The organism is Streptomyces sp. NPDC028331, from assembly GCF_055565775.1.
Genome location: NZ_JBVHTR010000014.1, coordinates 183,997 through 206,480, shown reverse-complemented (window position 1 = coordinate 206,480; position 22,484 = coordinate 183,997). Strand labels below are relative to the sequence as shown.

At 71.7% G+C, this 22,484-nt stretch carries 19 protein-coding genes; 10 read left to right on the top strand and 9 right to left on the bottom strand.

Annotation, left to right across the window (positions count from 1 at the left end; genetic code table 11):
* Nucleotides 1–2 precede the first annotated feature (2 nt).
* Nucleotides 3–458, bottom strand: a complete 456-nt coding sequence (locus ACZ4SW_RS22030; protein ID WP_468246833.1) for a MarR family winged helix-turn-helix transcriptional regulator — start codon at nt 456–458, stop codon at nt 3–5.
* A 67-nt stretch (nt 459–525) separates the two neighbouring features.
* On the opposite strand from ACZ4SW_RS22030, the gene ACZ4SW_RS22025 reads away from it, so the two are divergent.
* Together ACZ4SW_RS22025 and ACZ4SW_RS22020 are read left to right on the top strand one after the other, a co-directional pair.
* Nucleotides 526–990 carry a hypothetical protein gene (locus tag ACZ4SW_RS22025; RefSeq protein WP_468246830.1) on the top strand — a complete coding sequence of 155 codons (465 nt, stop codon included), beginning with the start codon at nt 526–528 and terminating at the stop codon, nt 988–990.
* A complete protein-coding gene (locus ACZ4SW_RS22020; RefSeq protein WP_468246826.1) occupies nt 987–2,582 on the top strand; it encodes a multicopper oxidase family protein in 1,596 nt (531 codons plus the stop codon). Before ACZ4SW_RS22025 ends, ACZ4SW_RS22020 begins: the two co-directional genes overlap by 4 nt.
* On the opposite strand, the gene ACZ4SW_RS22015 is transcribed toward ACZ4SW_RS22020, so the two are convergent.
* The 7 genes from ACZ4SW_RS22015 to rhaI all read right to left on the bottom strand — a co-directional run bounded on the left by ACZ4SW_RS22015 (nt 2,572) and on the right by rhaI (nt 11,410).
* Nucleotides 2,572–3,681 (bottom strand): ABC transporter ATP-binding protein, encoded by a 1,110-nt coding sequence (locus tag ACZ4SW_RS22015; protein WP_468246822.1) that lies wholly within the window; start codon nt 3,679–3,681, stop codon nt 2,572–2,574. The genes ACZ4SW_RS22020 and ACZ4SW_RS22015 overlap by 11 nt on opposite strands.
* Nucleotides 3,682–3,703: 22 nt before the next feature.
* Complete coding sequence (locus ACZ4SW_RS22010) at nt 3,704–4,345, bottom strand: LutC/YkgG family protein (RefSeq protein ID WP_468246819.1); 642 nt, start codon at nt 4,343–4,345, stop codon at nt 3,704–3,706.
* Entirely contained in the window at nt 4,342–5,817 is a 1,476-nt protein-coding gene (locus tag ACZ4SW_RS22005; RefSeq protein WP_468246816.1) for a LutB/LldF family L-lactate oxidation iron-sulfur protein, read from the bottom strand. The genes ACZ4SW_RS22010 and ACZ4SW_RS22005 overlap by 4 nt, the downstream gene beginning before the upstream one ends.
* On the bottom strand, nt 5,814–6,569 hold the full coding sequence (locus ACZ4SW_RS22000; RefSeq protein ID WP_468246813.1) for a (Fe-S)-binding protein: 756 nt from the start codon (nt 6,567–6,569) through the stop codon (nt 5,814–5,816). Before ACZ4SW_RS22000 ends, ACZ4SW_RS22005 begins: the two co-directional genes overlap by 4 nt.
* 72 nt (nt 6,570–6,641) lie before the next feature.
* Nucleotides 6,642–8,078 carry a rhamnulokinase gene (locus ACZ4SW_RS21995; RefSeq protein WP_468246889.1) on the bottom strand — a complete coding sequence of 479 codons (1,437 nt, stop codon included), beginning with the start codon at nt 8,076–8,078 and terminating at the stop codon, nt 6,642–6,644.
* Nucleotides 8,079–8,083: 5 nt separating this feature from the next.
* Complete coding sequence (locus tag ACZ4SW_RS21990; protein ID WP_468246810.1) at nt 8,084–10,123, bottom strand: bifunctional aldolase/short-chain dehydrogenase; 2,040 nt, start codon at nt 10,121–10,123, stop codon at nt 8,084–8,086.
* A gap of 126 nt (nt 10,124–10,249) precedes the next feature.
* Entirely contained in the window at nt 10,250–11,410 is a 1,161-nt protein-coding gene (rhaI, locus tag ACZ4SW_RS21985) for an L-rhamnose isomerase (RefSeq protein WP_468246807.1), read from the bottom strand.
* A 268-nt stretch (nt 11,411–11,678) separates the two neighbouring features.
* Here rhaI and ACZ4SW_RS21980 point away from each other — a divergent pair, with 268 nt between their 5' ends.
* The 8 genes from ACZ4SW_RS21980 to ACZ4SW_RS21945 all read left to right on the top strand — a co-directional run bounded on the left by ACZ4SW_RS21980 (nt 11,679) and on the right by ACZ4SW_RS21945 (nt 20,865).
* A complete protein-coding gene (locus tag ACZ4SW_RS21980; protein WP_468246805.1) occupies nt 11,679–13,193 on the top strand; it encodes a sugar ABC transporter ATP-binding protein in 1,515 nt (504 codons plus the stop codon).
* A 175-nt stretch (nt 13,194–13,368) separates the two neighbouring features.
* A complete protein-coding gene (locus ACZ4SW_RS21975) occupies nt 13,369–14,439 on the top strand; it encodes an ABC transporter permease (RefSeq protein ID WP_468246801.1) in 1,071 nt (356 codons plus the stop codon).
* Nucleotides 14,432–15,421, top strand: coding sequence for an ABC transporter permease (locus tag ACZ4SW_RS21970; RefSeq protein WP_468246798.1), 990 nt, complete (start codon nt 14,432–14,434; stop codon nt 15,419–15,421). Before ACZ4SW_RS21975 ends, ACZ4SW_RS21970 begins: the two co-directional genes overlap by 8 nt.
* A gap of 32 nt (nt 15,422–15,453) precedes the next feature.
* Nucleotides 15,454–16,536: a rhamnose ABC transporter substrate-binding protein gene (gene rhaS, locus ACZ4SW_RS21965; protein ID WP_468246796.1), complete on the top strand. Its 1,083-nt coding sequence runs from the start codon at nt 15,454–15,456 to the stop codon at nt 16,534–16,536.
* Between the two features lie 31 nt (nt 16,537–16,567).
* Nucleotides 16,568–16,888, top strand: coding sequence for an L-rhamnose mutarotase (locus ACZ4SW_RS21960; protein ID WP_468246793.1), 321 nt, complete (start codon nt 16,568–16,570; stop codon nt 16,886–16,888).
* Between the two features lie 17 nt (nt 16,889–16,905).
* Nucleotides 16,906–18,318, top strand: coding sequence for a BNR repeat-containing protein (locus ACZ4SW_RS21955; protein WP_468246791.1), 1,413 nt, complete (start codon nt 16,906–16,908; stop codon nt 18,316–18,318).
* Nucleotides 18,319–18,396: 78 nt separating this feature from the next.
* Complete coding sequence (locus ACZ4SW_RS21950; RefSeq protein ID WP_468246788.1) at nt 18,397–19,431, top strand: LacI family DNA-binding transcriptional regulator; 1,035 nt, start codon at nt 18,397–18,399, stop codon at nt 19,429–19,431.
* Between the two features lie 132 nt (nt 19,432–19,563).
* Nucleotides 19,564–20,865: an alpha/beta fold hydrolase gene (locus ACZ4SW_RS21945; protein WP_468246785.1), complete on the top strand. Its 1,302-nt coding sequence runs from the start codon at nt 19,564–19,566 to the stop codon at nt 20,863–20,865.
* Between the two features lie 56 nt (nt 20,866–20,921).
* Here ACZ4SW_RS21945 and ACZ4SW_RS21940 read toward each other — a convergent pair whose 3' ends face one another.
* Complete coding sequence (locus tag ACZ4SW_RS21940) at nt 20,922–22,364, bottom strand: purple acid phosphatase family protein (protein ID WP_468246782.1); 1,443 nt, start codon at nt 22,362–22,364, stop codon at nt 20,922–20,924.
* Between the last annotated feature and the right edge of the window lie 120 nt (nt 22,365–22,484).

Genomic DNA, 22,484 nt, shown 5'->3' with positions numbered 1-22,484 from the left:
CCCTACCCGTGGGGCGCATTGGCGAAGCGTTCCAGAAGCGTGCACAGCAGTTCTCGGTCGTCCTCCGCCAGGGAGTCCAGGAGCCGGGAGCCCACCTCGTCGGCGATCCGCGAGGCCTCGGCGAACAGGGCCCTGCCCTCTTCGGTCAGCTCCACCGCGTGGGCGCGCCGGTCGGCGGGCGAGGGCCGCCGCACGGCCAGACCGCGGGCCTCCAGGTCGTCCACCGTGCGCACCATCGAGGACTTGTCGCTGCCGGTGAGGTCGATGAGCCCGCGCTGGCTCAGCGCTCCGTGCCTGCGGAGGTTGAGCAGCACCCCGTAGTGCCGGCCCTCGATGCCCAGCGGGCGCAGCGCCTCCGAGAACGTCCGGGCGGCGCGGCGATGGGCGAGAAGGAGCAGCGGGCCGATGCGGGCGGGGCCGGTGCCGGGCGCGGGGGAGGCGGAGCGCGGGGCGTTCATGGCCGTTCAGCATAGGGCAGGCCGAGATGGGTTCCCAAGAGATAATCTCATCTGGCACTATCTCGCCATGTCTCATCGGATCGTTCCCTCCCCGCGCCCGGTGGCGGATCCGCCCGCGTCCGCCGACGGTGGGCCCCCTTCGGTGCGGCCCTGGGCCCTCGTGCTCTTCCGGACCGTGGTGACCTGCGAAGCCGTCCTGGCCATCGGTCAGGCGGTACTGGCCGGGAGCTTCCTGTCCGGTCACTACGGAGCCCTCGACCTGCACGCCCTCAACGCCACCGCCACCGGACTCACCGCCGTGGCCCAGATCGTGGCCTCGGTGCTGCTGTGGCGGCCCGGCGGCGGCCCCGGCTGGCCGGCCCTGGTCGGCGTCGCGCTGTTCGGCGCGGAGGCGGGGCAGATCGCCCTGGGGTATGCGCGCGTGCTCGCCGTTCACGTCCCGCTGGGGGTGGCGATCATCGCCTGTACCGTCCTGATGCTGGTCCGGGCCTGGCGCCCGTTCCCCTCCCGCCGTGCGGAGGGACACGCATGACCGGGGGCATCGGCCGGCGCCGCCTGCTGGCCGCGGCGGCCCTCGGCGGCGGTGCGCTCACCGTCGGCGGCTGGGCCGTGGCGTCGGGCGCGCTGACCCCGGGTCAGCCGGGGCTGCTGCTGCGCAGTCGGGCTCCCCTGCCGCGGCCGTTCGCGGTGCCGCTTCCCGTGCCGCCGGTGCTCGCACCGGTCCGCTCCGACGGCGCGGCGGACGTGTACGAGATCACCCAGCGGACGGCGCGCCTGCGCATCCTCCCAGGGCTGGAGACCACCGCCTGGACGTACGGCGGCACGTTCCCCGGGCCCACGCTCGTCTCGCGGTCGGGGCGCCCGACGGTGGTCCGGCACCGCAACGAACTGCCCCGTCCGACCGTCGTCCACCTGCACGGCGGCCACACCCCGCACGGCAGCGACGGCTATCCGACCGCGCTGATCCTGCCGCGCGGCGGCACCGCGCCCGGCGCGGGCGGCACGGCGGGAACGGCCGGGATGCCGGGTATGACCGGGACGGCCGGCTCCCAGGACAGTGCCGCGGTCCGGCGGACGTACACGTACCCGATGGAGCAACGGGCCGCCACCCTCTGGTACCACGACCACCGCATGGGCTTCACCGGCCCGAACGTCTGGCACGGCCTCGCCGGGTTCCACCTCGTCCACGACGACGAGGAGGAGGCGCTGCCGCTGCCCCGCGGCGACCGCGACCTCCCCCTGATGATCACCGACCGGTCCTTCGCCGCCGATGGTTCCTTCCGGTACCCGGCCCTGGACCCGGCACAGCGCACGCCGGGCGTCGACGCGCGCTACATGGACGGCGTCCTGGGCGACGTGATCCTGGTCAACGGCGCACCCTGGCCGGTGCTGGAGACCCGGCGGCTGCGCTACCGGCTGCGCCTGCTCAACGCGTCCAACGCCCGCCGCTACCGTCTGGCGCTCGACCCTCCGCCGCCGGGCGGAGCGGGCCTGGTGCAGATCGGCGGCGACGGCGGCCTGCTCCAGGCACCGCTCACGCACGACGTACTGGACATCGCCCCCGCCGAACGCTTCGACGTGATCGTCGACTTCTCCCGGTACACGCCCGGCACCCGCGTCCGGCTGGTCAACCACCTGGGCAGCGGCAGCACGGCGGCCGTCATGCGGTTCGACGTCTCCACCGCCCGGCCACCGGCCGACGACTCACGCATACCGGCACGGCTCTCCGCGATACCGACGCCGCGCCCGGACCGTGCCGCTGCGACCCGGACGTTCCACTTCCAGCGGCGCGCCGGGTCCGCCGGCTGGACCGTCAACGGCCGCCCCTACGAGCCCGGCAGGCCGCTGGCCACCGTCCGGCTCGGCACCACCGAGGTGTGGCGGTTCGTCACCGACTTCCACCACCCCGTCCATCTCCACCTCAACCACTTCCGGGTGACCGCCCGCAACGGCCGCTCGCCCGGACCGTACGACGCGGGCTGGAAGGACACGGTCGACCTGCGCCCCGCGGAGTCCGTGGAGATCGTCACACGGTTCACCGACTACCCGGGCCGGTTCATGCTGCACTGCCACAACCTCGAGCACGAGGACATGGCGATGATGGCGGACTTCGTCACGGAGTGAACGCGTCCGTCGAGCGGCGCAGCGCCGTGTGGAGCCCGGCCGGGGTCAGGACGCCGAGGAATCGGGATCCGTCCAGCACCGCCACCCATCCGGAGTCGTGCTGGAGCATCACCCCGAACGCCTCCTTGAGCGAGGCGCCCGCCGGAACCCAGCAGTCCATCCGCTGGGCGTGGTCGCGGACGAGGCCGCCCCCGGCCAGCTCGGCCACGCCGACCCGGCCGTGCAGACCGCCGTCCGCGCCGAGGACGACCGCCCAGCGCGCGCCCTCGGCGCGCAACCGGGCCTCGGCCCGCCGCGCGGGCTCGTCGGGGCGGGTGGCCGGCGGCTGTTCCAGGTCGTCCGGCCGGATCCTCGTCACCGACAGCCGCTTCAGGCCGCGGTCCGCGCCCACGAACGCGGCGACGTTCGGTGTGGCGGGTCTGCCCAGCACGGCGCCCGGCGTGTCGAACTGCTCCACGTACCCCTGCCCGTAGACCGCGATCCGGTCGCCGAGCCGCGCCGCCTCCTCGATGTCGTGCGTGACCAGCAGCACCGTCTTGCGTACGGCCGCCTGCATCCGCAGGAACTCGTCCTGCAACTGCTCCCGCACCACCGGGTCGACCGCGCCGAACGGCTCGTCCATCAACAGCACCGGCGGATCCGCGGCGAGCGCCCGCGCCACCCCGACCCGCTGCCGCTGACCACCGGACAACTGGTCGGGGTAGCGCGGCCCGTACGTCCTCGGGTCCAGGCCCACCAGCTCCAGCAGTTCGGCGGCCCGTGCCCGCGCCTTCGCCTTCCGCCAGCCCAGCAGCAGCGGCACGGTCGCCGTGTTGTCCAGGACGGTCCGGTGCGGGAACAACCCCACCTGCTGGATGACGTAACCGATCCGGCGCCGCAGCCGCACCGGATCGACGGCCGCGACGTCCTCGCCGCCCACCAGGACCCGCCCGCAGGTCGGCTCCACGAGCCGGTTGACCAGCATCATCGTGGTCGTCTTGCCGCAGCCGGACGGCCCGACGAGCGTGACCAGTTCGCCCTCGGCGACCTCGAACGACAGGTCGCGCACGGCCGTCGTGCCGTCCGGATACCGCTTGGTGACCTGCTCGAACCGGATCATTCCCTCACGCTAACCGCGCGGGTCACCCACCGCTCACCAGCACCACCTCGAGGGTGCGCGGACCGTGCACCCCCTCGACCCGGTCCAGCTCTATGTCGCTCGTCGCGGACGGCCCGGAGATCCAGGTCAGCGGGCGGGCCGGGTCGAGCCGTTCCATGGCCTGGGGGACGGAGGAGACCACCTGGCCGGGGACCCGTACGACACAGATGTGGTGGTCGGGGACGAGGGTGATACGGCGGCGGCCCTGGTCCGGTGAGCCGTCCAGCACGATGGTGCCGGTCTCGGCGATGGCGACGGCGCAGCCGGTGACCACGCTGTCGACGGCGTCCAGCTCGTGCGGGGTGCTCTCCGCCCGGTCGGGGACCTGCTCCACGTCCGTGAGCCAGTGCGACGGCAGCCCGGGCGGCACCAGGACGGTGCGTGCGCCGCGCGCGGCGAGCAGACCGGCCAGCACCGAGGGCAGCGCGGCGGCATCGGCCCGGTGCACGACCGCCCGGTAGTCCGCCAGGTTCTCCGCCAGCAGATCCACCGTCTCCTCGACGGTGCGCTCACCGTGCACCCGCAGATAGTCCCGGGAAACGGCCTGCTCGTACGCCGTGTCGTCCTTCGGCACGTCCGCCAGTGCGCGCCGTACCCGGCCCAGGATCAGCTCTCTGCTGTTCACTTCGCGTCCTTTCCGCCGTTCGTGCGCTGCCACCAGTCGCGGAACGGCTCCGCCGGCACCTGAGGCAGATCACGGCTCGCGCTCCACGCCCGGCCCGGGCCCGGCAGCGTCCGCGGCAGGAAGCGGCGCGACCGCGATGCCAGCCGCTGCCCCGTCCGCAGCGCCGCGGGGTGGCCGAACGCCCAGCGTGCCGCCCGCATCGCCGCCCGTTCGGCGGCATGCCCCTTCGCCGGCTGCAGCACGACCTTGTTGCCGCCCCGCGTCGCCGGCCCGCCCTGCACCACCCGCTCCCGCAGATGCACCAGCACCTCGGGGATGTCGATGGCGACCGGGCACACCTCGTAGCAGGCGCCGCACAGCGAGGACGCGTACGGCAGCGAGGCGTCGATCTCGCTCTGGGTGCCCCGCAGTTGCGGGCTGAGGATCGCGCCGATCGGGCCCGGGTACACCGAGCCATAGGCGTGGCCGCCCGCCCGCTCGTACACCGGGCACACGTTGAGACACGCCGAGCAGCGGATGCAGCGCAGCGCCTGGCGGCCCACCTGGTCGGCGAGCGTGTCGGTGCGCCCGTTGTCGAGCAGGACCAGGTGGAAGGCCTTCGGCCCGTCCTCGTCGGTCGTGCCGGTCCACGTGCTGGTGTACGGGTTCATGCGCTCGGCCGTGGAGGAGCGCGGCAGGGTCTGCAGGAACACCTCCAGGTCCCGCCAGGTCGGCACGATCTTCTCGATGCCGACGACCGAGATCAGCGTCTCGGGGAGGGTGAGGCACATCCGCCCGTTGCCCTCGGACTCCACCACGACCAGCGTGCCGGTCTCCGCGACCATGAAGTTCGCCCCGGAGATCGCGACCTTGGCGCGCAGGAACTTCTCCCGCAGGTGCAGCCGGGCCGCCTCGGCGAGCTCGGCGGGCGTGTCGGTCAGCCCCTCGGGGGCGGGGCGGCCCCACGCGGCCATCTCCGAGCGGAAGATGTCCCGGATCTCCCCGCGGTTGCGGTGGATCGCCGGGACGAGGATGTGCGACGGCCGGTCCTTGCCCAACTGGACGATCAGTTCGGCGAGATCGGTCTCGTAGACGCGGATGCCCTCCGCCTCCAGGGCCTCGTTGAGGCCGATCTCCTGGGTGGCCATCGACTTGACCTTGACGACCTCCGACTCGCCGGTCGCCGTGACCAGTTCGGCCACGATCCGGTTGGCCTCCTCCGCGTCGGCGGCCCAGTGCACCACGCCGCCCGCGGCCGTGACCGACTCCTCCAACTGGACCAGATAACGGTCGAGATGGCGCAGGGTGTGGTCCTTGATCTGCCGGCCCGCCTCCCGCAGCGCCGCCCAGTCGGACACCTCCGCGACCGCCTTGGCGCGCTTGGCGCGGATGGTGTGGGTGGCGTGGCGCAGATTGCCGCGCAGGGTCCGGTCGCGCACCGCCTCGTGCGCCGCCGCCGGGAAGGCGGGCATACCGACGAACGTTCCGCTCATGCCGACGGCTCCTCTTCCGTGCTCGCCAGGATCTCCGCGATGTGCACCGGCCGCATCCCCACCTTCAGCCGGGCCATCGTCCCGCCGATGTGCATCAGACAGGAGTTGTCGGCCGCGCACAGCACCTCGGCGCCCGTCGACTCGGCGTTGCGCACCTTGTCGACGCCCATCGCCGCCGAGACATCGGGGTTCTTCAGGGCGAACGTGCCGCCGAAGCCGCAGCACTCCTCGGCCCCCGGCAGTTCCACCAGCTCCAGTCCCTTCACGGCCTGGAGCAGCCGCCTGGGCCGGTCGCCGAGGCCCAGGCCCCGCAGACCGTGGCAGGTCGGGTGGTAGGTCACCCTGTGCGGGTAGTACGCGCCGACGTCGGTCACCCCGAGCACGTCCACCAGGAACTCCGTGAGCTCGTACGTCTTCGGCACCACGGGAGCCAGGGTGGCCGCGAGCGTGTCCCCGCGGCCCTCGGCCCGCGCCCGCTCACCCATGCGCGGATACAGCTCCCGCACCATCGCCCCGCAGGACCCCGACGGCGTCACGATCGCCTCGTAGTCCCGGAAGACATCGGAGAATTTCACGGCGAGCGGCTCGGCCTCATGCCGGTATCCCGTGTTGTAGTGGGCCTGCCCGCAGCAGGTCTGCGCCATCGGGAAGTCCACCTCGACGCCCAGCCTGGTCAGCAGTTTCACCACCGCGCGGCCGGTGTCCGGATAGAGCGTGTCGTTGACGCAGGTCAGGAACAGGGCGACACGCATCGCGGCTCCTCGGGGTCGATCATCGGATGAGTGAAGGGTAGTCGGCGGACGCGGCCTGGGGGAGACCCCGGCTCAGCGAGTGCAGAGCCGGGATTCCGCCGCCCGCCACACGGCCGTGTCGCCCCGCGGTTCGTACCGCGTGAGCGACTGGGTGGCGGCGAGCAGCCGGCGCATGTCGGCCCGGTCGCCGACGAGCCCGTGGGCGCGGGCCTGGACGAGGACGTTCCCGAGGGCGGCGGCCTCCGTCGGACCGGCCACCACCGGCAGCCCGCAGGCGTCGGCGGTGAGCTGGCACAGCAGGGCGTTGCGGGTGCCGCCCCCGACGATGTGGACCACGTCCACCGGGTGGTCGGCCAGCCGCTGGGCCTCGGACACGGCCCGGCGGTGGGCGAGCGCGAGGGAGTCGAGGATGCACCGCGTGACCTCGGCGGGGGAGTCGGGCACCGGCTGCCCCGAGGCCCGGCACGCCTCGGCGATGCGGGCCGGCATGCGTCCCGGCGCCAGGAACGCCGCGTCACCGGCGTCCACCACGGACCGCAGCGCAGGGACCTCGGCGGCCGCGGAGAGCAACTGGGGCAGGTCGGGGTCGCCCCACTCCCGTACGCACTCCTGGAGCAGCCACAGCCCCATGATGTTCCGCAGGTAGCGGACCGTGCCGTCCAGGCCCAGCTCGTTGGTGAAGTTGGCGGCGCGGCTCTCCTCGGTCAGTACGGGCGCCGGGAGCTCCAGGCCGGCCAGCGACCAGGTGCCGGTGCAGATGTAGGCGAACCGCTCACCGGCGGCCGGTACGGCGGCCACCGCGGACGCCGTGTCGTGGGAGCCGACCGTCGTCACCGGCACGGGGCCCTTCAGACCCGTCTCCTCCAGCACCTGAGGCCGCAGCACACCGGCCGGGTCACCGGGCCGGCGCAGCGGCGCGAACAGGCTCAGGTCGATGTCCAGCCGGGCCGCGACGCCGTACGCCCAGTCGCGCGTGCGGGGGTCGATGAGCTGGGTCGTGGAGGCGTTGGTCAGCTCGGTGCCCTGCTCGCCCGTCAGCCAGTACGTCAGCAGGTCCGGGATGAGCAAGAGCCGCCGGGCCTGGGCGAGTTGCGCGGAGGAACGGGCCGCCGTCACCTGGTACAGCGTGTTGAAGGGCGCGTACTGCAAGCCGGTGGCCGCGTAGAGCTCGTCCGCCGGGACGCTCGCCCAGACCTTCTGCGCGATCCCCTCCGTGCGGGCGTCCCGGTAGTGGACCGGGTTGCCGAGCAGGGCCCCGTCCGCGTCCAGCAGGCCGTAGTCCACGGCCCAGCCGTCGATGCCGAGGGAGTCGACCCGGCCGGCCGCGCGCAGCCCGTCGAGGACGCCGGCGTACAGCGACAGGATGTCCCACCGCAGCCCCTCGGGGACCCGCACCGGACGGTTGGGGAAGCGGTGCGCCTCGGTCAGCTCCAGGGTGCCGGGGCCGACGCGGCCGACCATGACGCGCCCGCTGGACGCGCCCAGGTCGACCGCGGCGTACGACTGCACGGCGCTCACCGCAGGAACGCGGCCGCCACACCCGCGTCGACCGGGACGTGCAGTCCCGTGGTGTGGGTGAGGTCCCCGCCGGTCAGTGCGAAGACGGCGTTCGCGACGTGCTCCGGCAGCACCTCCCGCTTGAGGATGGTCCGCTGGGCGTAGAACTCGCCGAGCTTCTCCTCCGGCACCCCGTACACGGCCGCGCGCTGTGCGCCCCAGCCGCCCGCGAAGATCCCGGACCCGCGCACCACCCCGTCCGGGTTGACCCCGTTCACACGGATGCCGTGCTCGCCCAGCTCGGCGGCCAGCAGCCGCACCTGGTGCGCCTGGTCGGCCTTGGTCGCGGAGTAGGCGATGTTGTTGGGACCGGCGAAGACGGCGTTCTTGGAGGCGATGTAGACGATGTCGCCGCCCAGCCCCTGGGCGATCATCACCCGGGCGGCCTCGCGGGAGACGAGGAAGGAGCCGCGGGCCATGATGTCGTGCTGGAGGTCCCAGTCCTTCGCGGAGGTCTCCAGCAGCGGCTTGGAGATGGAGATGCCGGCGTTGTTGACCACGAGGTCGACGCCGCCGAAGGCCAGTGCGGCGGCCTTGAAGGCCTCGGTGATCTGCTCCTCGGAGGTGACGTCCATGGTGACGGCGACGGCCTTGTCCGGCCCGCCCAGCTCCTCGGCCACTGCGGTGGCGTTCTCGCCGTTGAGGTCCGCGACGACGACACACGCCCCCTCGGCGACCAGCCGGTGTGCGATCGCCTTGCCGATCCCGCTGCCGGCCCCCGTCACCAGCGCGACCCGGGTGGCGAGCGGCTTGGGCTTCGGCATCCGCTGGAGCTTGGCCTCCTCCAGCGCCCAGTACTCGATGCGGAACTTCTCCGACTCCTCGATCGGCGCGTACGTCGACACGGCCTCGGCGCCGCGCATCACGTTGACGGCGTTGACGTAGAACTCGCCGGCGACCCGGGCGGTCTGCTTGTCCTTGCCGAAGGAGAACATGCCCACGCCCGGGATCAGCACGATGGCGGGGTCGGCGCCGCGCATGGCGGGGGAGTCGGGCAGGGCGTGCCGCTGGTAGTAGGCGGCGTACTCCTCGCGGTAGGCGGCGTGCAGCTCCTTCAGCCGGGCCACCGCGTCCTCCAGCGGTGCGGTCGGCGGGAGGTCGAGGACGAGCGGACGGACCTTGGTGCGCAGGAAGTGGTCGGGGCAGGAGGTGCCGAGGGAGGCGAGCCGCGGGTGCTCGGCCCGGGCGAGGAAGTCGAGCACGACCTCCGCGTCGGTGAAGTGCCCGACCTGCGGCTTGTCCTGGGAGGCGAGGCCGCGGACGTGGGGCGCGAGGGCGGCGGCCCGCTCCCGGCGCTCGGCCTCGGGCAGCGCCTCGTACCCCTCGACGACGGGCCCGAAGGGCTCCGCCTTCCCGCGCTCGGCGAGGAACTGCTCGGCGGTGCGGATGATGTGCAGCGAGTTGCGCTCGCACTCCTCCGAGGAGGCTCCCCAGGCGGTGATCCCGTGCCCGCCGAGGACGCAGCCGATGGCCTGCGGGTTGGCCTTCCTGATGGCGGCGATGTCCAGCCCGAGCTGGAACCCGGGCCGCCGCCACGGCACCCACACCACGCTGTCGCCGAAGCACTCGGCGGTCAGCTTCTCCCCGTCGGCCGCGCAGGCGAGCGCGATCCCGGCGTCGGGGTGGAGGTGGTCGACGTGGGGAGCGTCCACCAGGCCGTGCATGGCGGTGTCGATGGAGGGGGCGGCGCCGCCCTTGCCGTGCAGACAGTAGTCGAAGGCGGCGACCATCTCGTCCTCGCGCTCGACACCGGGGTAGACGTCGACGAGGGCTCGCAGCCGGTCGAGCCGCAACACGGCCAGTCCGGCCTCGGTCAGGGTCCCGAGATCACCCCCGGACCCCTTGACCCACATCAGCTCGACATCGCCCCCGGTCACGGGATCGGTGCCGGTGCCCTTGGCGGAGGCGTTGCCGCCGGCGTAGTTGGTGTTGCGGGGATCGGAGCCGAGCCGGTGGGAACGGGCGAGGAGAGCGGCGGCTTCGGGGTGGGGTGCCATGGGTTTCGGTCCTTAACTGGAAGAGGGTGCGGGAAGCGCCCCTCCAGGGGCGCGGGGAACTGCGCGACCGGCAACTGACGGCCCGCAGTGTGGAGCCGGGCGTACCCGGCGGACGAGACCCGGCAATCACGCTCCCCAACCGGCCTGCCGGCCACCGACCCGCTCCTCAACGATCTTCTCGGCCCAACCGGACCGGGCGTACGCCCCCATGGGGTCGGGGTCCAGCCCCATCTCCTCCCGCACCTCACGCAGCAACGGACGCACGTCCGTGTTGTACGCGTCCATGAGCACCGCGTTGGCGCCCAGCACATCCCCCGCCCGCTGCGCGGCGGCCAGCGCGTCCCGGTCCACCAGCAGCGCCTTGGCCGTGGCCTCCTGCACGTTCATCACCGACCGGATGATCGCCGGGATCTTGGCCTCGATGTTGTGGCACTGGTCGAGCATGAAGGCGACCTCGGAGGTGAACCCGCCCCCGCGCACCACCTCGTACATGATCCGGAACAGCTGGAACGGATCCGCCGCCCCGACCATCAGGTCGTCGTCCGCGTAGAACCGCGAGTTGAAGTCGAACCCGCCGAGCTTTCCCTCCCGCAGCAGCGTCACCACGATGAACTCGATGTTGGTGCCCGGCGCGTGGTGACCGGTGTCCACCACGACCTGCGCCTTCGGCCCCAGCTTCAGGCAGTGCGCGTACGCCGTGCCCCAGTCCGGAACGTCCGTCGCGTAGAAGGCCGGCTCGAAGAACTTGTACTCCAGCAGCATCCGCTGCCCCTCGCCCAGCCGCTCGTACACCTCTGCGAGGCCCTCGGCGAGCCGGTCCTGCCGCGCACGGATGTCGTCCTGCCCGGGGTAGTTCGTGCCGTCCGCGAACCACAGCTTCAGGTCCCGGGACCCGGTGGCGTCCATGATGTCGACGCAGTCGAGCAGATGGTCGACGGCCTTGCGCCGCACCGCGGCGTCCGGATGGCAGATGCTGCCGAGCTTGTAGTCGTCGTCCTGGAACGTGTTGGAGTTGATGGCGCCGAGCTTCACGCCGCGCTCCTGCGCGTACTTCGCCAGCGCCGCGTAGTCGTCCACCTTGTCCCACGGGATGTGCAGCGCCACGGTCGGCGCGACCCCCGTGAACTCGTGCACCTTGGCGGCGTCGTCCAGCTTCTCGCGCGGATCGCGGGGGACCCCGGCCTGCGCGAACACCTTGAAGCGCGTGCCCGAGTTCCCGTACGCCCACGACGGCGTTTCGACGGCCTGGGACTTCAGAGCGGCCTTCACCGCGGCGAGCTCGGTCACTTCGGGGCTCCTGTGGCATCGGGGGCATCGGTGGGGACACCGTGCGTGAAACGATTCAGGATGGGAAGCTAAGAGCCTTGACCTGGGGTGTCAAGCCTTGTGGCGGCCCGCCGTTCCTGTGGCTGTGCCGTGAACTTGGTCTATCGAAATTTTTTCGAGGCGACCCCATTGACGTGACATGGCTGGCCCGCCTAACGTCCCGGCAACCAAGTTGAAACCTTTCACGACGTCGCGAGGGCAGTCCCACCGGCGTCGTCGAGGAGCCCCCATGACCCACCCGTCCGACACGGGTCCGGCCCCGGTGCTGGCGCTCAGGGACATTTCCAAGTCCTTCGGCGCGGTGCGCGCCCTGAGAGACGTGTCCCTGGAGCTGTTCCCCGGCGAGGTTCACGCCCTCGCCGGCGAGAACGGCGCGGGCAAGTCGACCCTCATCAAGACGCTCGCCGGGGTGCACCGACCGGATGCCGGTCAGGTGCTGCTCGACGGTGAGCCGACCGTGTTCCACGGCCCGGCCGACGCCCGGGACGCCGGGATCGCCGTGATCTACCAGGAGCCGACCCTCTTCCCGGACCTGTCGATCGCCGAGAACATCTTCATGGGCCGCCAGCCCCGCAGAGCGCTGGGACGGATCGACCACAAGGCCACGAACGCCGCCACCGCGGCCCTGATGCGGCGCCTCGGCGTCGCCCTCGACCCCGAACGCCCCGCGCGTGGGCTGTCGATCGCGGACCAGCAGATCGTGGAGATCGCCAAGGCGCTCTCCTTCGACGCGCGCGTCCTGATCATGGACGAGCCGACCGCGGCCCTCACCGGCAGCGAGGTGGCCCGCCTCTTCGGCGTCGTCCGCACGCTGCGCGAGCAGGGCGCGGCGGTGCTGTTCATCTCCCACCGGCTGGAGGAGATCTTCGAGATCTGCCAGCGGGTCACCACCCTGCGCGACGGCGCCTGGATCGCCAGTGAACCGCTGGAGGGGATGACCGAGGACGACCTGGTCCGCCGCATGGTCGGCCGCGACCTCGACGAGTTGTATCCCAAGCAGGACGTGAAGCCGGGAAAGGTCGCGCTGAGCGTGCGCCGGCTGACCCGCGAGGGTGTCTTCACGGACGTGTCGTTCGACGTGCGGCGCGGTGAGATCGTCGGTCTGGCCGGGCTGGTGGGCGCCGGCCGTACGGAGGTGGCGCGCGCCGTCTTCGGCATCGACCGGTGGGACGCCGGCGAGGTCGAGGTCGACGGCAGGGCGCTCACCAACGGCGCGCCCTCCACCGCGATGGCCGCCGGGCTCGCCCTGGTCCCCGAGGACCGGCGCGCCCAGGGCCTGGTGATGGACATGTCCATCGAACGCAACATCGGCCTGACCGGTCTGCGCACGACCGTGAAGGCCGGGCTCGTGGACCGCGGCGCCGAACGCAGCCGCTCCCTCGACTGGGCCGTGAAGCTCCAGGTGAAGTACGCCCGGATCGCGGACGCCGTCTCCACCCTCTCCGGCGGCAACCAGCAGAAGGTGGTCCTCGCCAAGTGGCTCGCCACCGGCCCCAAGGTGCTGATCGTCGACGAGCCCACCCGCGGCATCGACGTCGGCACGAAGGCCGAGGTGCACCGACTGCTCGGCGAGCTGGCCGCGGACGGCGTGGCCGTCCTGATGATCTCCTCCGACCTGCCCGAGATCCTCGGCATGGCCGACCGCGTGCTCGTCATGCACGAGGGCCGGCTCACCGCCGAGATCCCGCGCTCAAAAGCCACCGAGGAAACCGTGATGGCCGCAGCCACCGGGAGGGCCGCGTGAGCGTCGCACGCATCGAAACAGCCTGCGCGCAGCGCAGTCGCCTGAGGGCGGTGGCGGGAGACGGGCGGGACGCCGGGCCGCAGATGACCACGATGCCCGCACCTCTGCGCCGCGCGGGCGGAGATGGGGGTGCCCCCTGGACGAAGTCCTCGGGTGAGAACGAAAGGTGGTCGGCATGACGGTGACCGCCCCCGACCAGGCCCCCGTGACCGAGATGCCCAAGTCCAGCGGTACCCGACTGGTCGACCGCGTGTTCAAGATGCGCGAACTCGCCATCCTCGTCGTCTTCCTGGCGATGATCGTCGTCACCCAGCTCGGGAACAGCGACTTCCTCTCCGAGCAGGGCGTCAAGGACCTGCTGCTGAACGCGACCATCCTGGTCCTGGTCGCCACCGGTCAGTCCCTGGTCGTCATCACCCGCAACGTCGACCTGTCGGTCGGTTCCACCCTCGGCATCAGCGCCTTCGCGGCCGGCACCTACCTGCACGGCGGCGGAAACCCCGTCGTCGGGGTGGTGCTGGCGGTCCTGCTCGGCGTGGGGTGCGGCCTGCTGAACGGGCTGCTCGTCAGCCTCGGCCAGGTGCCCGCCCTCGTGGTCACCCTCGGCACCCTCTACATCATCCGCGGCATCGACTCGATCTGGGTCGGCTCCCGGCAGATCACCGCGGCCGACCTGCCCGGCGGGTTCGTCGACTTCGGCGCCGGCGGCATCTCCGCGATCCCCTGGCCGGCCCTGATCGCGCTGGCCGTCCTGGTCGCGACCGCGTACTACCTCAAGAACTTCGGCAGCGGACGCGAGCTGTACGCGCTCGGCTCCAACCCGGAGGCCGCCCGCCTCGCGGGCATCCCCGTGCGCAAGCGGATCCTGACCGCCTACACCTTCTGCGGTGCCCTCGCCGGACTCGCGGGAGCGCTGTACCTGGCCCGGTTCGGCAACGTCGACTCCGGCACCGGCACCGGCTACGAACTCACCGTCGTCAGCGCGGTCGTCGTCGGCGGTGTCGTCTTCACCGGCGGCTCCGGCACCGTCTACGGCGCCGCCCTCGGCGCCCTGCTGCTGACCTCGATCAACAGCGTGCTGCCCGCGCTCGGTGTCAGCTCCGTCTGGGTGCTCGCCATCAACGGTGTCCTGCTCCTCCTCGCCATCGCGGTCGACCGGATCGTCGCGCTGCGGGTGGCCGCCGCCCTGAAGAAGGCGGCCGCGAAGAAGACCGCCCTGAAGAAGGGGAACGCCCCCCATGCCTGACTCGTTGACGCGCGCCGTCCGCTGGGACACGGTCGTCGGCGCCCTGCTCGTGGTGATCCTGCTGCTGTCGTTCGGTTTCGTCGACGGCTTCGGCAACTCCCTCAACCTGTCGTTCCTGATCGGCAACACCCTGCCGATCGCGCTCATCGCGCTGCCGATGACCCTCCTCGTGGTCGCGGGCGAGATCGACCTGTCGGTCGCCTCCACGGCCGGGCTGTCGGGCGCCGTGATGGGCAAGCTGTGGAACGAGGGCATGGCGATCGAGATGATCATCCCGGTCTGCCTGCTCCTGGGTGTGGTGTGCGGGCTGGTCAACGGCCTGCTGGTGACCCGGCTCGGGCTGCCCTCCCTGGCCGTCACCATCGGCACCCTCGCCGCCTACCGGGGCATCGCACAGATCGTGCTCGGCTCCGACGCGGTGACCGACTTCCCCACCCAGTACCTGAACTTCGCGGCCGGACGCATCGGCAACTCCTTCCTGCCGCAGGCGTTCCTGCCCTTCCTGGTGCTGCTCGGCATCGCCGTGGTCGTCCTGCACGCCACCCCGTTCGGCCGCTCGCTGTTCGCGGTCGGCGCCAGCGAGGAGGCGGCGCGGTTCGCCGGCATCCGGGTCAAGCGCGCCAAGCTGATCCTGTTCACCGCGACCGGCTTGATGGCCTCCCTCACCGGCGTCTTCTGGGCCCTGCACTACGCCAGCGCCCGCTACGACAACGCCACCGGGCTGGAACTCTCCGTCGTCGCGGCCGTCCTGCTCGGCGGCATCGACTTCGACGGCGGCAGGGGCACCCTCGGCGGCGCCGTCGCGGGAGTGTTCCTGCTGGGCGCCCTGCAGAACGTGATGAGCCTCCTCAACGTCTCCGCACAGTCGCAGATCGTCCTCACCGGCGTCCTGCTCGTCGTCTCCGTGCTCGGCCCCCGGGTCGCGCGTCAGATCTCCGTGGCGAGGGCGGGCCGGCAAGCCGCCTCGACTCCGGCCCCGTAACCTCCGCTCACCCTCGTAAAGGACCCTCCGCCATGCGCAAGTCTTCCCTCCGCCGTGCCTGCGCGGCCCTCGCCGCCGCGACCTCCCTGGCGCTCGCCCTGACCGCCTGCGGCGGCACCACCAAGAACGACGTCGAGAACGAGAGCACCGGATCCGCCGACTCGGGCGCCAAGGCCGACCCGGGCGCCGCCCTGAAGAAGGGCCTGACCGTGGGCTTCCTGCCCAAGCAGGTCAACAACCCGTACTTCACCTCGGCCGACAACGGCGGCAAGAAGGCCCTCGAGGAGCTGGGCTCGAAGTACAAGGAGGTCGGCCCGTCCAGCGCCACCGACACCAGCGGCCAGGTCTCCTACGTCAACACGCTCACCCAGCAGCAGGTCGACGCGATGGCCGTCTCCGCGCAGGACCCGGGCGCCCTGTGCACCGCGCTGAAGCAGGCCATGAGCAACGGCATCAAGGTCGTCACCTACGACTCCGACACCAAGCCCGACTGCCGCAACGCCTTCGTCTCCCAGGCGTCCGCCGAGGACCTGGGCCGCACCGAGGTGCAACTGCTCGCCCGGCAGATCGGCTACAAGGGCGAGATCGCGATCCTGTCCGCCGCGCAGACCGCGACGAACCAGAACACCTGGATCGGCTACATGAAGGACGAGCTGAAGGACCCCAAGTACAAGGACGTCAAGCTCGTCAAGATCGCCTACGGCAACGACGACGCCCAGCAGTCCTTCCAGCAGACCCAGGGCCTGCTCCAGCAGTACCCGAACCTGAAGGGGATCATCTCCCCGACCACCGTCGGCATCAAGGCGGCCGCCCAGTACCTGTCGGGGTCCAAGTACAAGGGCAAGGTCAAGCTGACCGGCCTCGGCACCCCCAACGACATGCGCCAGTACGTCAAGAACGGCACCGTCGAGGCGTTCGAGCTGTGGGACCCCGCCAAGCTCGGCGACCTGGCCGCGCGCGCCGCGGTCGCCCTGGTGTCCGGGCAGATCACCGGCAAGGAGGGCGAGACCTTCAAGGCCGGCGACACCACGTACACCATCGGCAAGGACGGCGTGATCAACCTCGGCAAGCCGACCGTGTTCGACAGCAAGAACATCGACCGGTTCACCTTCTGATCGCCGACTCACCTCGAAGGAGCGGTACTACATGCAGCGCGTCTGTTTCCTGCTCAAGGTCCGCGAGGACCGGATCGCCGAGTACCGCGAACGCCACGCCGCCGTGTGGCCGGAGATGCGTCAGGCGCTCTCGGCGACCGGCTGGCACAACTACTCGCTCTTCCTGCGGGACGACGGCCTGCTCGTCGGCTACCTGGAGACCGAGGACTTCGAGGCCGCCCTGGCCGGCATGGAGGCGACCGAGGTCAACGCCCGCTGGCAGGCCCAGATGGCGCCGTTCTTCGAGTCACTGGACGGCGCCCGCCCCGACGAGGCCATGAAGCCCCTGACCGAGGTGTTCCACCTCGCCTGAGTCCTGGAGACGTGCTGATGAGACGACGTACCGTGCCGGCGACCGCCCTGCTGGCCGGGACGGCGGCCCCGGGGACCGCGCGGGCGGCCACCCCGGGCCCCTCGGTCACCAAGACGGGCACCACCACACTCGACAGCCGGGCGATCTACTTCGTGTCGTACGACGGCCTGGTCAACAACAACTCGTTCCAGAAGAACGGCCTGCTGACCTACCAGGGCCACCAGTACGCCGCCTGGTACACCTCCACCCGCAACGCCGTGGTCGCCCGCCGCAGGCTCGGCGCGAGCACCTGGTCCACGGTCACCCTCTCCCACCAGCTCAAGAGCGACGACTCGCACAACGTCATCTCCCTGGGCGTCTCCGAGATCGACGGCCGCCTGCACCTCGCCATGGACTCGCACAGCGACGGCTACTTCTACGTGAAGTCCGTCGCCGGGCTGTTGGACGACCCCGGCACGACCGCCTGGACGTCCTCCGTCTTCGGCGCGGTCCAGACGTCCCTCGACGGGCTCGCGCTCACCTCCCGGTTCACCTACCCGCAGTTCGTCTCCACGCCCGAGGGCAAGCTGCAACTGAGCTACCGCGTCGGGATCTCCGGCAACGGCCGCAACGCCCTCGCCGAGTACGACGGTTCGTCCTGGAAGGCGCTCGGGGAGTGGTCGAGCTCCACCGGCACCTACACCGGCTCGCACGGCTCCAGCACCGCCCGCAACATGTACCTGCACGGCATCGACTACGACGCGGGCGGCCGCCTGCACGCCTTCTTCACCTGGCGCGAGCAGAACGCCGCGGTGATGTGCTCCAGCGGGGGCATCACCAACCACGACACCGGCTACGTCTACTCCACCGACCGCGGCCGCACCTGGCGCAACGACGCGGGCGCCCTCGTCGCCACCACCGGCACCTCGGACACGGTCGCCGTCACCGACTCGGGGCTCGTCGTGGACCCCCTCGGCCCCGACCACTCGCTGATGAACCAGGAGAGCCAGTTCACCGACTCGGCCGGCCTGCCGCACGCGATCATCAGCTACGTCCCCGGCCGCTTCGGCCAGTGCACCACGGACTACGTCGCGGACCGCACCGCCAACGGCCGCGCCTTCCACGTCCGCAAGAACTCCTCCGGCACCTGGCAGAAGACCGAGATCCCGGTCCCCCTGAACTCCAGCCAGCGCACCAAGCTGATCCTCGACAGGTACGACAACGCCTACGCGATCTTCCCCTACGGGCGCATCGCGGGCGCGTCGAAGTCCTCCGGCTACACGGACTGGACACTGCTGTACGACGGCAACGGCCTGAACGCCTTCGGCGAGGTCGTGATCGACGAGACGCAGGTGAGGGCGGACGACGTGCTGTCCTTCATGTACCAGGAGAAGTCCAGCGGTACGACCCCCTCGGCCCTGCACGTCGTCGACTTCTCCCTGCCTTCCTGACCGGATCCGCCGTGCGGGGCGGCGGCGATAATGTGAAGCCCTGCCCGCCGCTCCCAGAACCCTGGAGGTCCCCGCCTGATGGCCCAGTCGGTGGGTATCAAGGACGTCGCCCGCGCCGCCGGAGTGTCGGTGGGCACGGTCTCGAACGTCATCAACCGGCCGGAGACGGTCGCCTCCGAGACCCGCGCCCGTGTGCTGTCCGCGATCGACCGGCTCGGCTACGTCCGCAGCGAGTCGGCGCGGCAGCTGCGGGCCGGGCGCAGCCGGATCATGGGCCTGCTCGTCCTCGACATGGGCAACCCGTTCTTCGTGGACGTGGCCCGCGGCGCCGAGCGGGCCGCCCGCGACGCCGGGCTCGGCGTGATGGTCTGCAACAGCGCGCAGAGCGCCGCCGAGGAGGCCGAGTACCTCTCGCTCTTCGCCGAGCAGCGGGTGCGGGGGGTGCTGCTGACCCCCGCCGACGCGACCGGACGCAACATCGAGACGTTCCGCCGCCACGGCATCCCGTTCGTCCTGGTGGACCGGGTCGCCGAGGGCGCCACCGAGTGCTCGGTGTCGGTCGACGACGTGGCGGGCGGCGCCCTGGCGGTGCGGCACCTCGTCGACGCCGGGCACCGCTTCATCGCCTACGTCAGCGGGCCGCCCGGACTCAACCAGGTCAGGGACCGCCGCACCGGCGCCCTCAACGCGCTGGCCGAGGCCGGGCTGGGCCCCCAGGCGCTGCGGGAACTGCCGACCGAGCGCCTCGACGTGGCCGCGGGCCGGGACGCCGGTGCCCGGCTCCTCGGGCTCGCCGACCGCCCGACCGCCGTGTTCTGCGCCAACGACCTGCTCGCCCTCGGCGTCCTGCAGGCCATGTTCGCGGCCGGCGTCAGCGTCCCCGACGACCTCGCCATCGTCGGCTACGACGACATCGAGTTCGCCGCGGCCGCCGCCGTGCCGCTCACCTCCGTACGGCAGCCCGCCGTCACCATGGGCGCCCTCGCCGCCGAACTCCTCCTGGAGGAGACCGAGGCGGTGGCGGCCGAGTCGGGCTCCCGCCCGCACGAACACCGGCGGGTCGTGCTCCAGCCGGAACTGGTGGTGCGCAACTCCAGCCTGTCCGCGCGCTGAGCGGCAGTCGCCGCCCCGCGAAACCGGCTGAACGGCCGGTCAGTACGGTTTCCCGGTCCCTGGCGCCCGCGCCGCCGGACCATGTGCTGAACTGGGACGCGGCCTGGAATCCGTCCGTCCCGGGGAGCCCCGTTGACCTTCAGCTACCGCCAGCCCGGCGTCGTCCTCACCGACCGCCGGTTCACCGTGCCCCTGGACCACGACGACCCCGACGGCGAGACGATCGAGCTGTACGCGCGGGAGGTCGTGGCGAGCGACAAGGCGGACGACGACCTGCCCTGGCTGCTCTACCTCCAGGGCGGCCCGGGCTTCGGCGCGCACCGCTTCGTCGGAAAACAGGCCTGGCTCGGCCGCGCCCTCGAGGAGTTCCGCGTCCTCCTGCTCGACCAGCGCGGCACCGGCGCCTCCACCCCCGCCAACCGGCAGACACTGCCGTTGCGCGGCGGCCCCCGCGCACAGGCCGACTACCTCACCCACTTCCGCGCCGACTCCATCGTCCGGGACTGCGAGGCCATCCGCCCGCAGGTCACCGGCGGCGCCCCCTGGACGGTCCTGGGCCAGAGCTTCGGAGGGTTCTGCACCGTCGCCTACCTGTCGACGGCCCCCGAAGGCCTGCGCGCCGCGCTGATCACCGGCGGGCTGCCCTCCCTCGACGCGCACGCCGACGACGTCTACCGGGCCGCCTATCCGCGCATCGAACGCAAGGTCGCCGCTCATTACGCCCGCTACCCGCAGGACGTCGAACGCGTCCGCCGCATCGCCGAGTACCTGCTGCGCCACGAGCCGGTCCTGAACGGCGGCTACCGGCTCACCGTGGAGGCGTTCCAGTCCCTCGGCATCCTTCTCGGCGGCAGCGACGGCAGCCACCGCCTGCACTTCCTCCTCGAGGACGCCTTCGTCCGCACCCCGCAGGGCCTCGCGCTCAGCGACGCCTTCCAGGAGGAGGTGCACCACCTGCTGTCCTACGCGGGCCATCCCCTGTACGCGCTGGTCCACGAGGCGATCTACGGCCAGGACGAGCGCCCCACCGCCTGGTCGGCGGAGCGGGTGCGGGCGGAGTTCCCGCAGTTCGACGCGGCGAAGACGCTCACGGGTGACGCCCCGGTGCTGTTCACGGGCGAGTCCGTGCACCCCTGGATGTTCGACACCGACCCGGCGCTGCGCCCCCTGCGCGAGACCGCACACCTGCTGGCCGGGCGCACCGACTGGACACCGCTGTACGACCGCGCCCGCCTCGCGTCCAACGAGGTGCCGGTGGCGGCCGCGATCTACCACGACGACATGTACGTCGACACCGCCCACTCCCTGGAGACCGCTCGTGCGATCCGGGGCCTGCGCACCTGGGTGACGGACGAGTTCGAACACGACGGAGTCCGCGCGGGCGGCCCCCGTGTCCTGGACCGCCTGCTGGCGCTGGTGCGGGTCGAGGTCTGACCTGTGGACCAGGGGGTGGTGCCGGGCTGCCGGCGCCACCCCCTGCGGTGGGTGGGTCATCGGCCGCCGCGCGGGCGGGTCAGGGTGAAGCGGTCGACGGGGACCAGGTCGCCGTAGGGGCCGTCGACGGCGTAGTAGGTGACGTGGATCGAGGTGGTGCCGCCGGGGTGGCCGGGGTCGACCTCGAAGGCGGCGAAGCCGTAGGAATGGCCGGCGTCGCGGACGGCGGACCAGGGGGCGTCCTCGATGACGTAGACGGGCGGGCGCTTGCCGGTGGCCGGATCGGCCGGGCCCACCTTGGTGATCACCCGGCACTGCGGGGTGGGGAACAGCAGTTGGTTGGACGGCGCGGAGGTGCCGCCCCCGCCGATCACCATGTGCACGGTGCCCTTGGAGGTGTCCACCGTCGCCGTGTCGGTGGAGACCGGTATCGGGGTGCGGGTGTCGGTGGGCTGCTGGCCGCGGATCGGGTGGGAGCGCTCGTAGTGGTGCTCGTGTCCGCAGACCACCAGGTCGACACCGTAGCGGTCGAACAGCGGCACCCACTCCTCACGGATGCCGAGGTCGGCTCCGTTGAACTTGTCGGCCGTCGAGACGACCACCTGGTGCATGCACACCACGATCCAGTCGATGTCCGGATGCGCGCGGGAAGCGGCCAGTTCCGCCTCGAGCCAGCGCTTCTGGGCGCCGCCGGAGTAGCCGTGGACGTAGGAGTTGCCGCCGTCCTGGAAGGCCACGTCGTCGTTGTTGAGGCTGATCACGCGCACCGAGCCGGCGGTGAACGCGTACCACAGGCCGCGCAGTTCGTCGTCCGCGCCGGAGTCGGGCACGCTGAAGTAGGCCTGGTAGGCGCCGTAGCCGATGGGGCCGTTGCCCAGCTCGTTCTCGTGGTTGCCGGCCGCCGGCATCCAGGGACGGTAGCGGGCCGAACGGGAGTTGTTCTCGAACCAGTCGGACCAGGTGCGGACCCGGTCGGTGGACAGGTTGGCGTAGCACAGGTCGCCGTTGACCAGGTGGAACAGCGGGGCGATCCGCTCGACACCGGCGGTGGTGTCGCCCGCGGCCGGGGAGCCCAGGTTGTCGTTGACGTACAGGCCGCTGTCGTTCTTGCGGCCGAGGGTGGGCGTGCCCTGGTCGCCGAAGCTGGTGAACGTGAACGCCGAGCGGCCGCTGGGGGCGGTGCGCACGGTGCCCAGTTCGGCCTGGGCCCCGTCGTGCACGGCGGCGTAGACGTAGTCGGAGCCGGGCCGCAGGCCGCGCAGCCGGGCGTGGTGCACCTGCACCTCGGTGCCCGACTTGGCGTCGCGGTAGGTGGTGGTCTGCGCGGACACCGTACGGCCGAAGCCGCCGCCGGGGGTGCCGAGCAGGACCCGGGGCCGGGACACCGGGGCGGTGGTGTGCCAGGACACCACGGCCTCGCGGGAGGCGTCGGCGCCGAACTGCAGGTGCAGCCCGGCGACGCGCGGAGCGCCGAGGGCGCCCGGCTTCTGCCACAGCACCGGGCTCGGCGCCGCGGAAGGGGGGGGGGGGGGGAGACCAAAAAGACAGGGTCAGACCCCCCCTTACACAACAGCGACAAGTGGTTGTTTTTTTCAAACCCCACCTTTAGAAAAGGCAGG

What these genes read in the sequence shown, in the direction of transcription:
- ACZ4SW_RS22030 (WP_468246833.1), bottom strand. Translation starts at nt 458, where the DNA reads ATGAACGCCCCGCGCTCCGCCTCCCCCGCGCCCGGCACCGGCCCCGCC.
- ACZ4SW_RS22025 (WP_468246830.1), top strand. Translation starts at nt 526, where the DNA reads ATGTCTCATCGGATCGTTCCCTCCCCGCGCCCGGTGGCGGATCCGCCC.
- ACZ4SW_RS22020 (WP_468246826.1), top strand. Translation starts at nt 987, where the DNA reads ATGACCGGGGGCATCGGCCGGCGCCGCCTGCTGGCCGCGGCGGCCCTC.
- ACZ4SW_RS22015 (WP_468246822.1), bottom strand. Translation starts at nt 3,681, where the DNA reads ATGATCCGGTTCGAGCAGGTCACCAAGCGGTATCCGGACGGCACGACG.
- ACZ4SW_RS22005 (WP_468246816.1), bottom strand. Translation starts at nt 5,817, where the DNA reads ATGAGCGGAACGTTCGTCGGTATGCCCGCCTTCCCGGCGGCGGCGCAC.
- ACZ4SW_RS22000 (WP_468246813.1), bottom strand. Translation starts at nt 6,569, where the DNA reads ATGCGTGTCGCCCTGTTCCTGACCTGCGTCAACGACACGCTCTATCCG.
- ACZ4SW_RS21990 (WP_468246810.1), bottom strand. Translation starts at nt 10,123, where the DNA reads ATGGCACCCCACCCCGAAGCCGCCGCTCTCCTCGCCCGTTCCCACCGG.
- ACZ4SW_RS21980 (WP_468246805.1), top strand. Translation starts at nt 11,679, where the DNA reads ATGACCCACCCGTCCGACACGGGTCCGGCCCCGGTGCTGGCGCTCAGG.
- ACZ4SW_RS21975 (WP_468246801.1), top strand. Translation starts at nt 13,369, where the DNA reads ATGACGGTGACCGCCCCCGACCAGGCCCCCGTGACCGAGATGCCCAAG.
- ACZ4SW_RS21970 (WP_468246798.1), top strand. Translation starts at nt 14,432, where the DNA reads ATGCCTGACTCGTTGACGCGCGCCGTCCGCTGGGACACGGTCGTCGGC.
- rhaS (WP_468246796.1), top strand. Translation starts at nt 15,454, where the DNA reads ATGCGCAAGTCTTCCCTCCGCCGTGCCTGCGCGGCCCTCGCCGCCGCG.
- ACZ4SW_RS21960 (WP_468246793.1), top strand. Translation starts at nt 16,568, where the DNA reads ATGCAGCGCGTCTGTTTCCTGCTCAAGGTCCGCGAGGACCGGATCGCC.
- ACZ4SW_RS21955 (WP_468246791.1), top strand. Translation starts at nt 16,906, where the DNA reads ATGAGACGACGTACCGTGCCGGCGACCGCCCTGCTGGCCGGGACGGCG.
- ACZ4SW_RS21950 (WP_468246788.1), top strand. Translation starts at nt 18,397, where the DNA reads ATGGCCCAGTCGGTGGGTATCAAGGACGTCGCCCGCGCCGCCGGAGTG.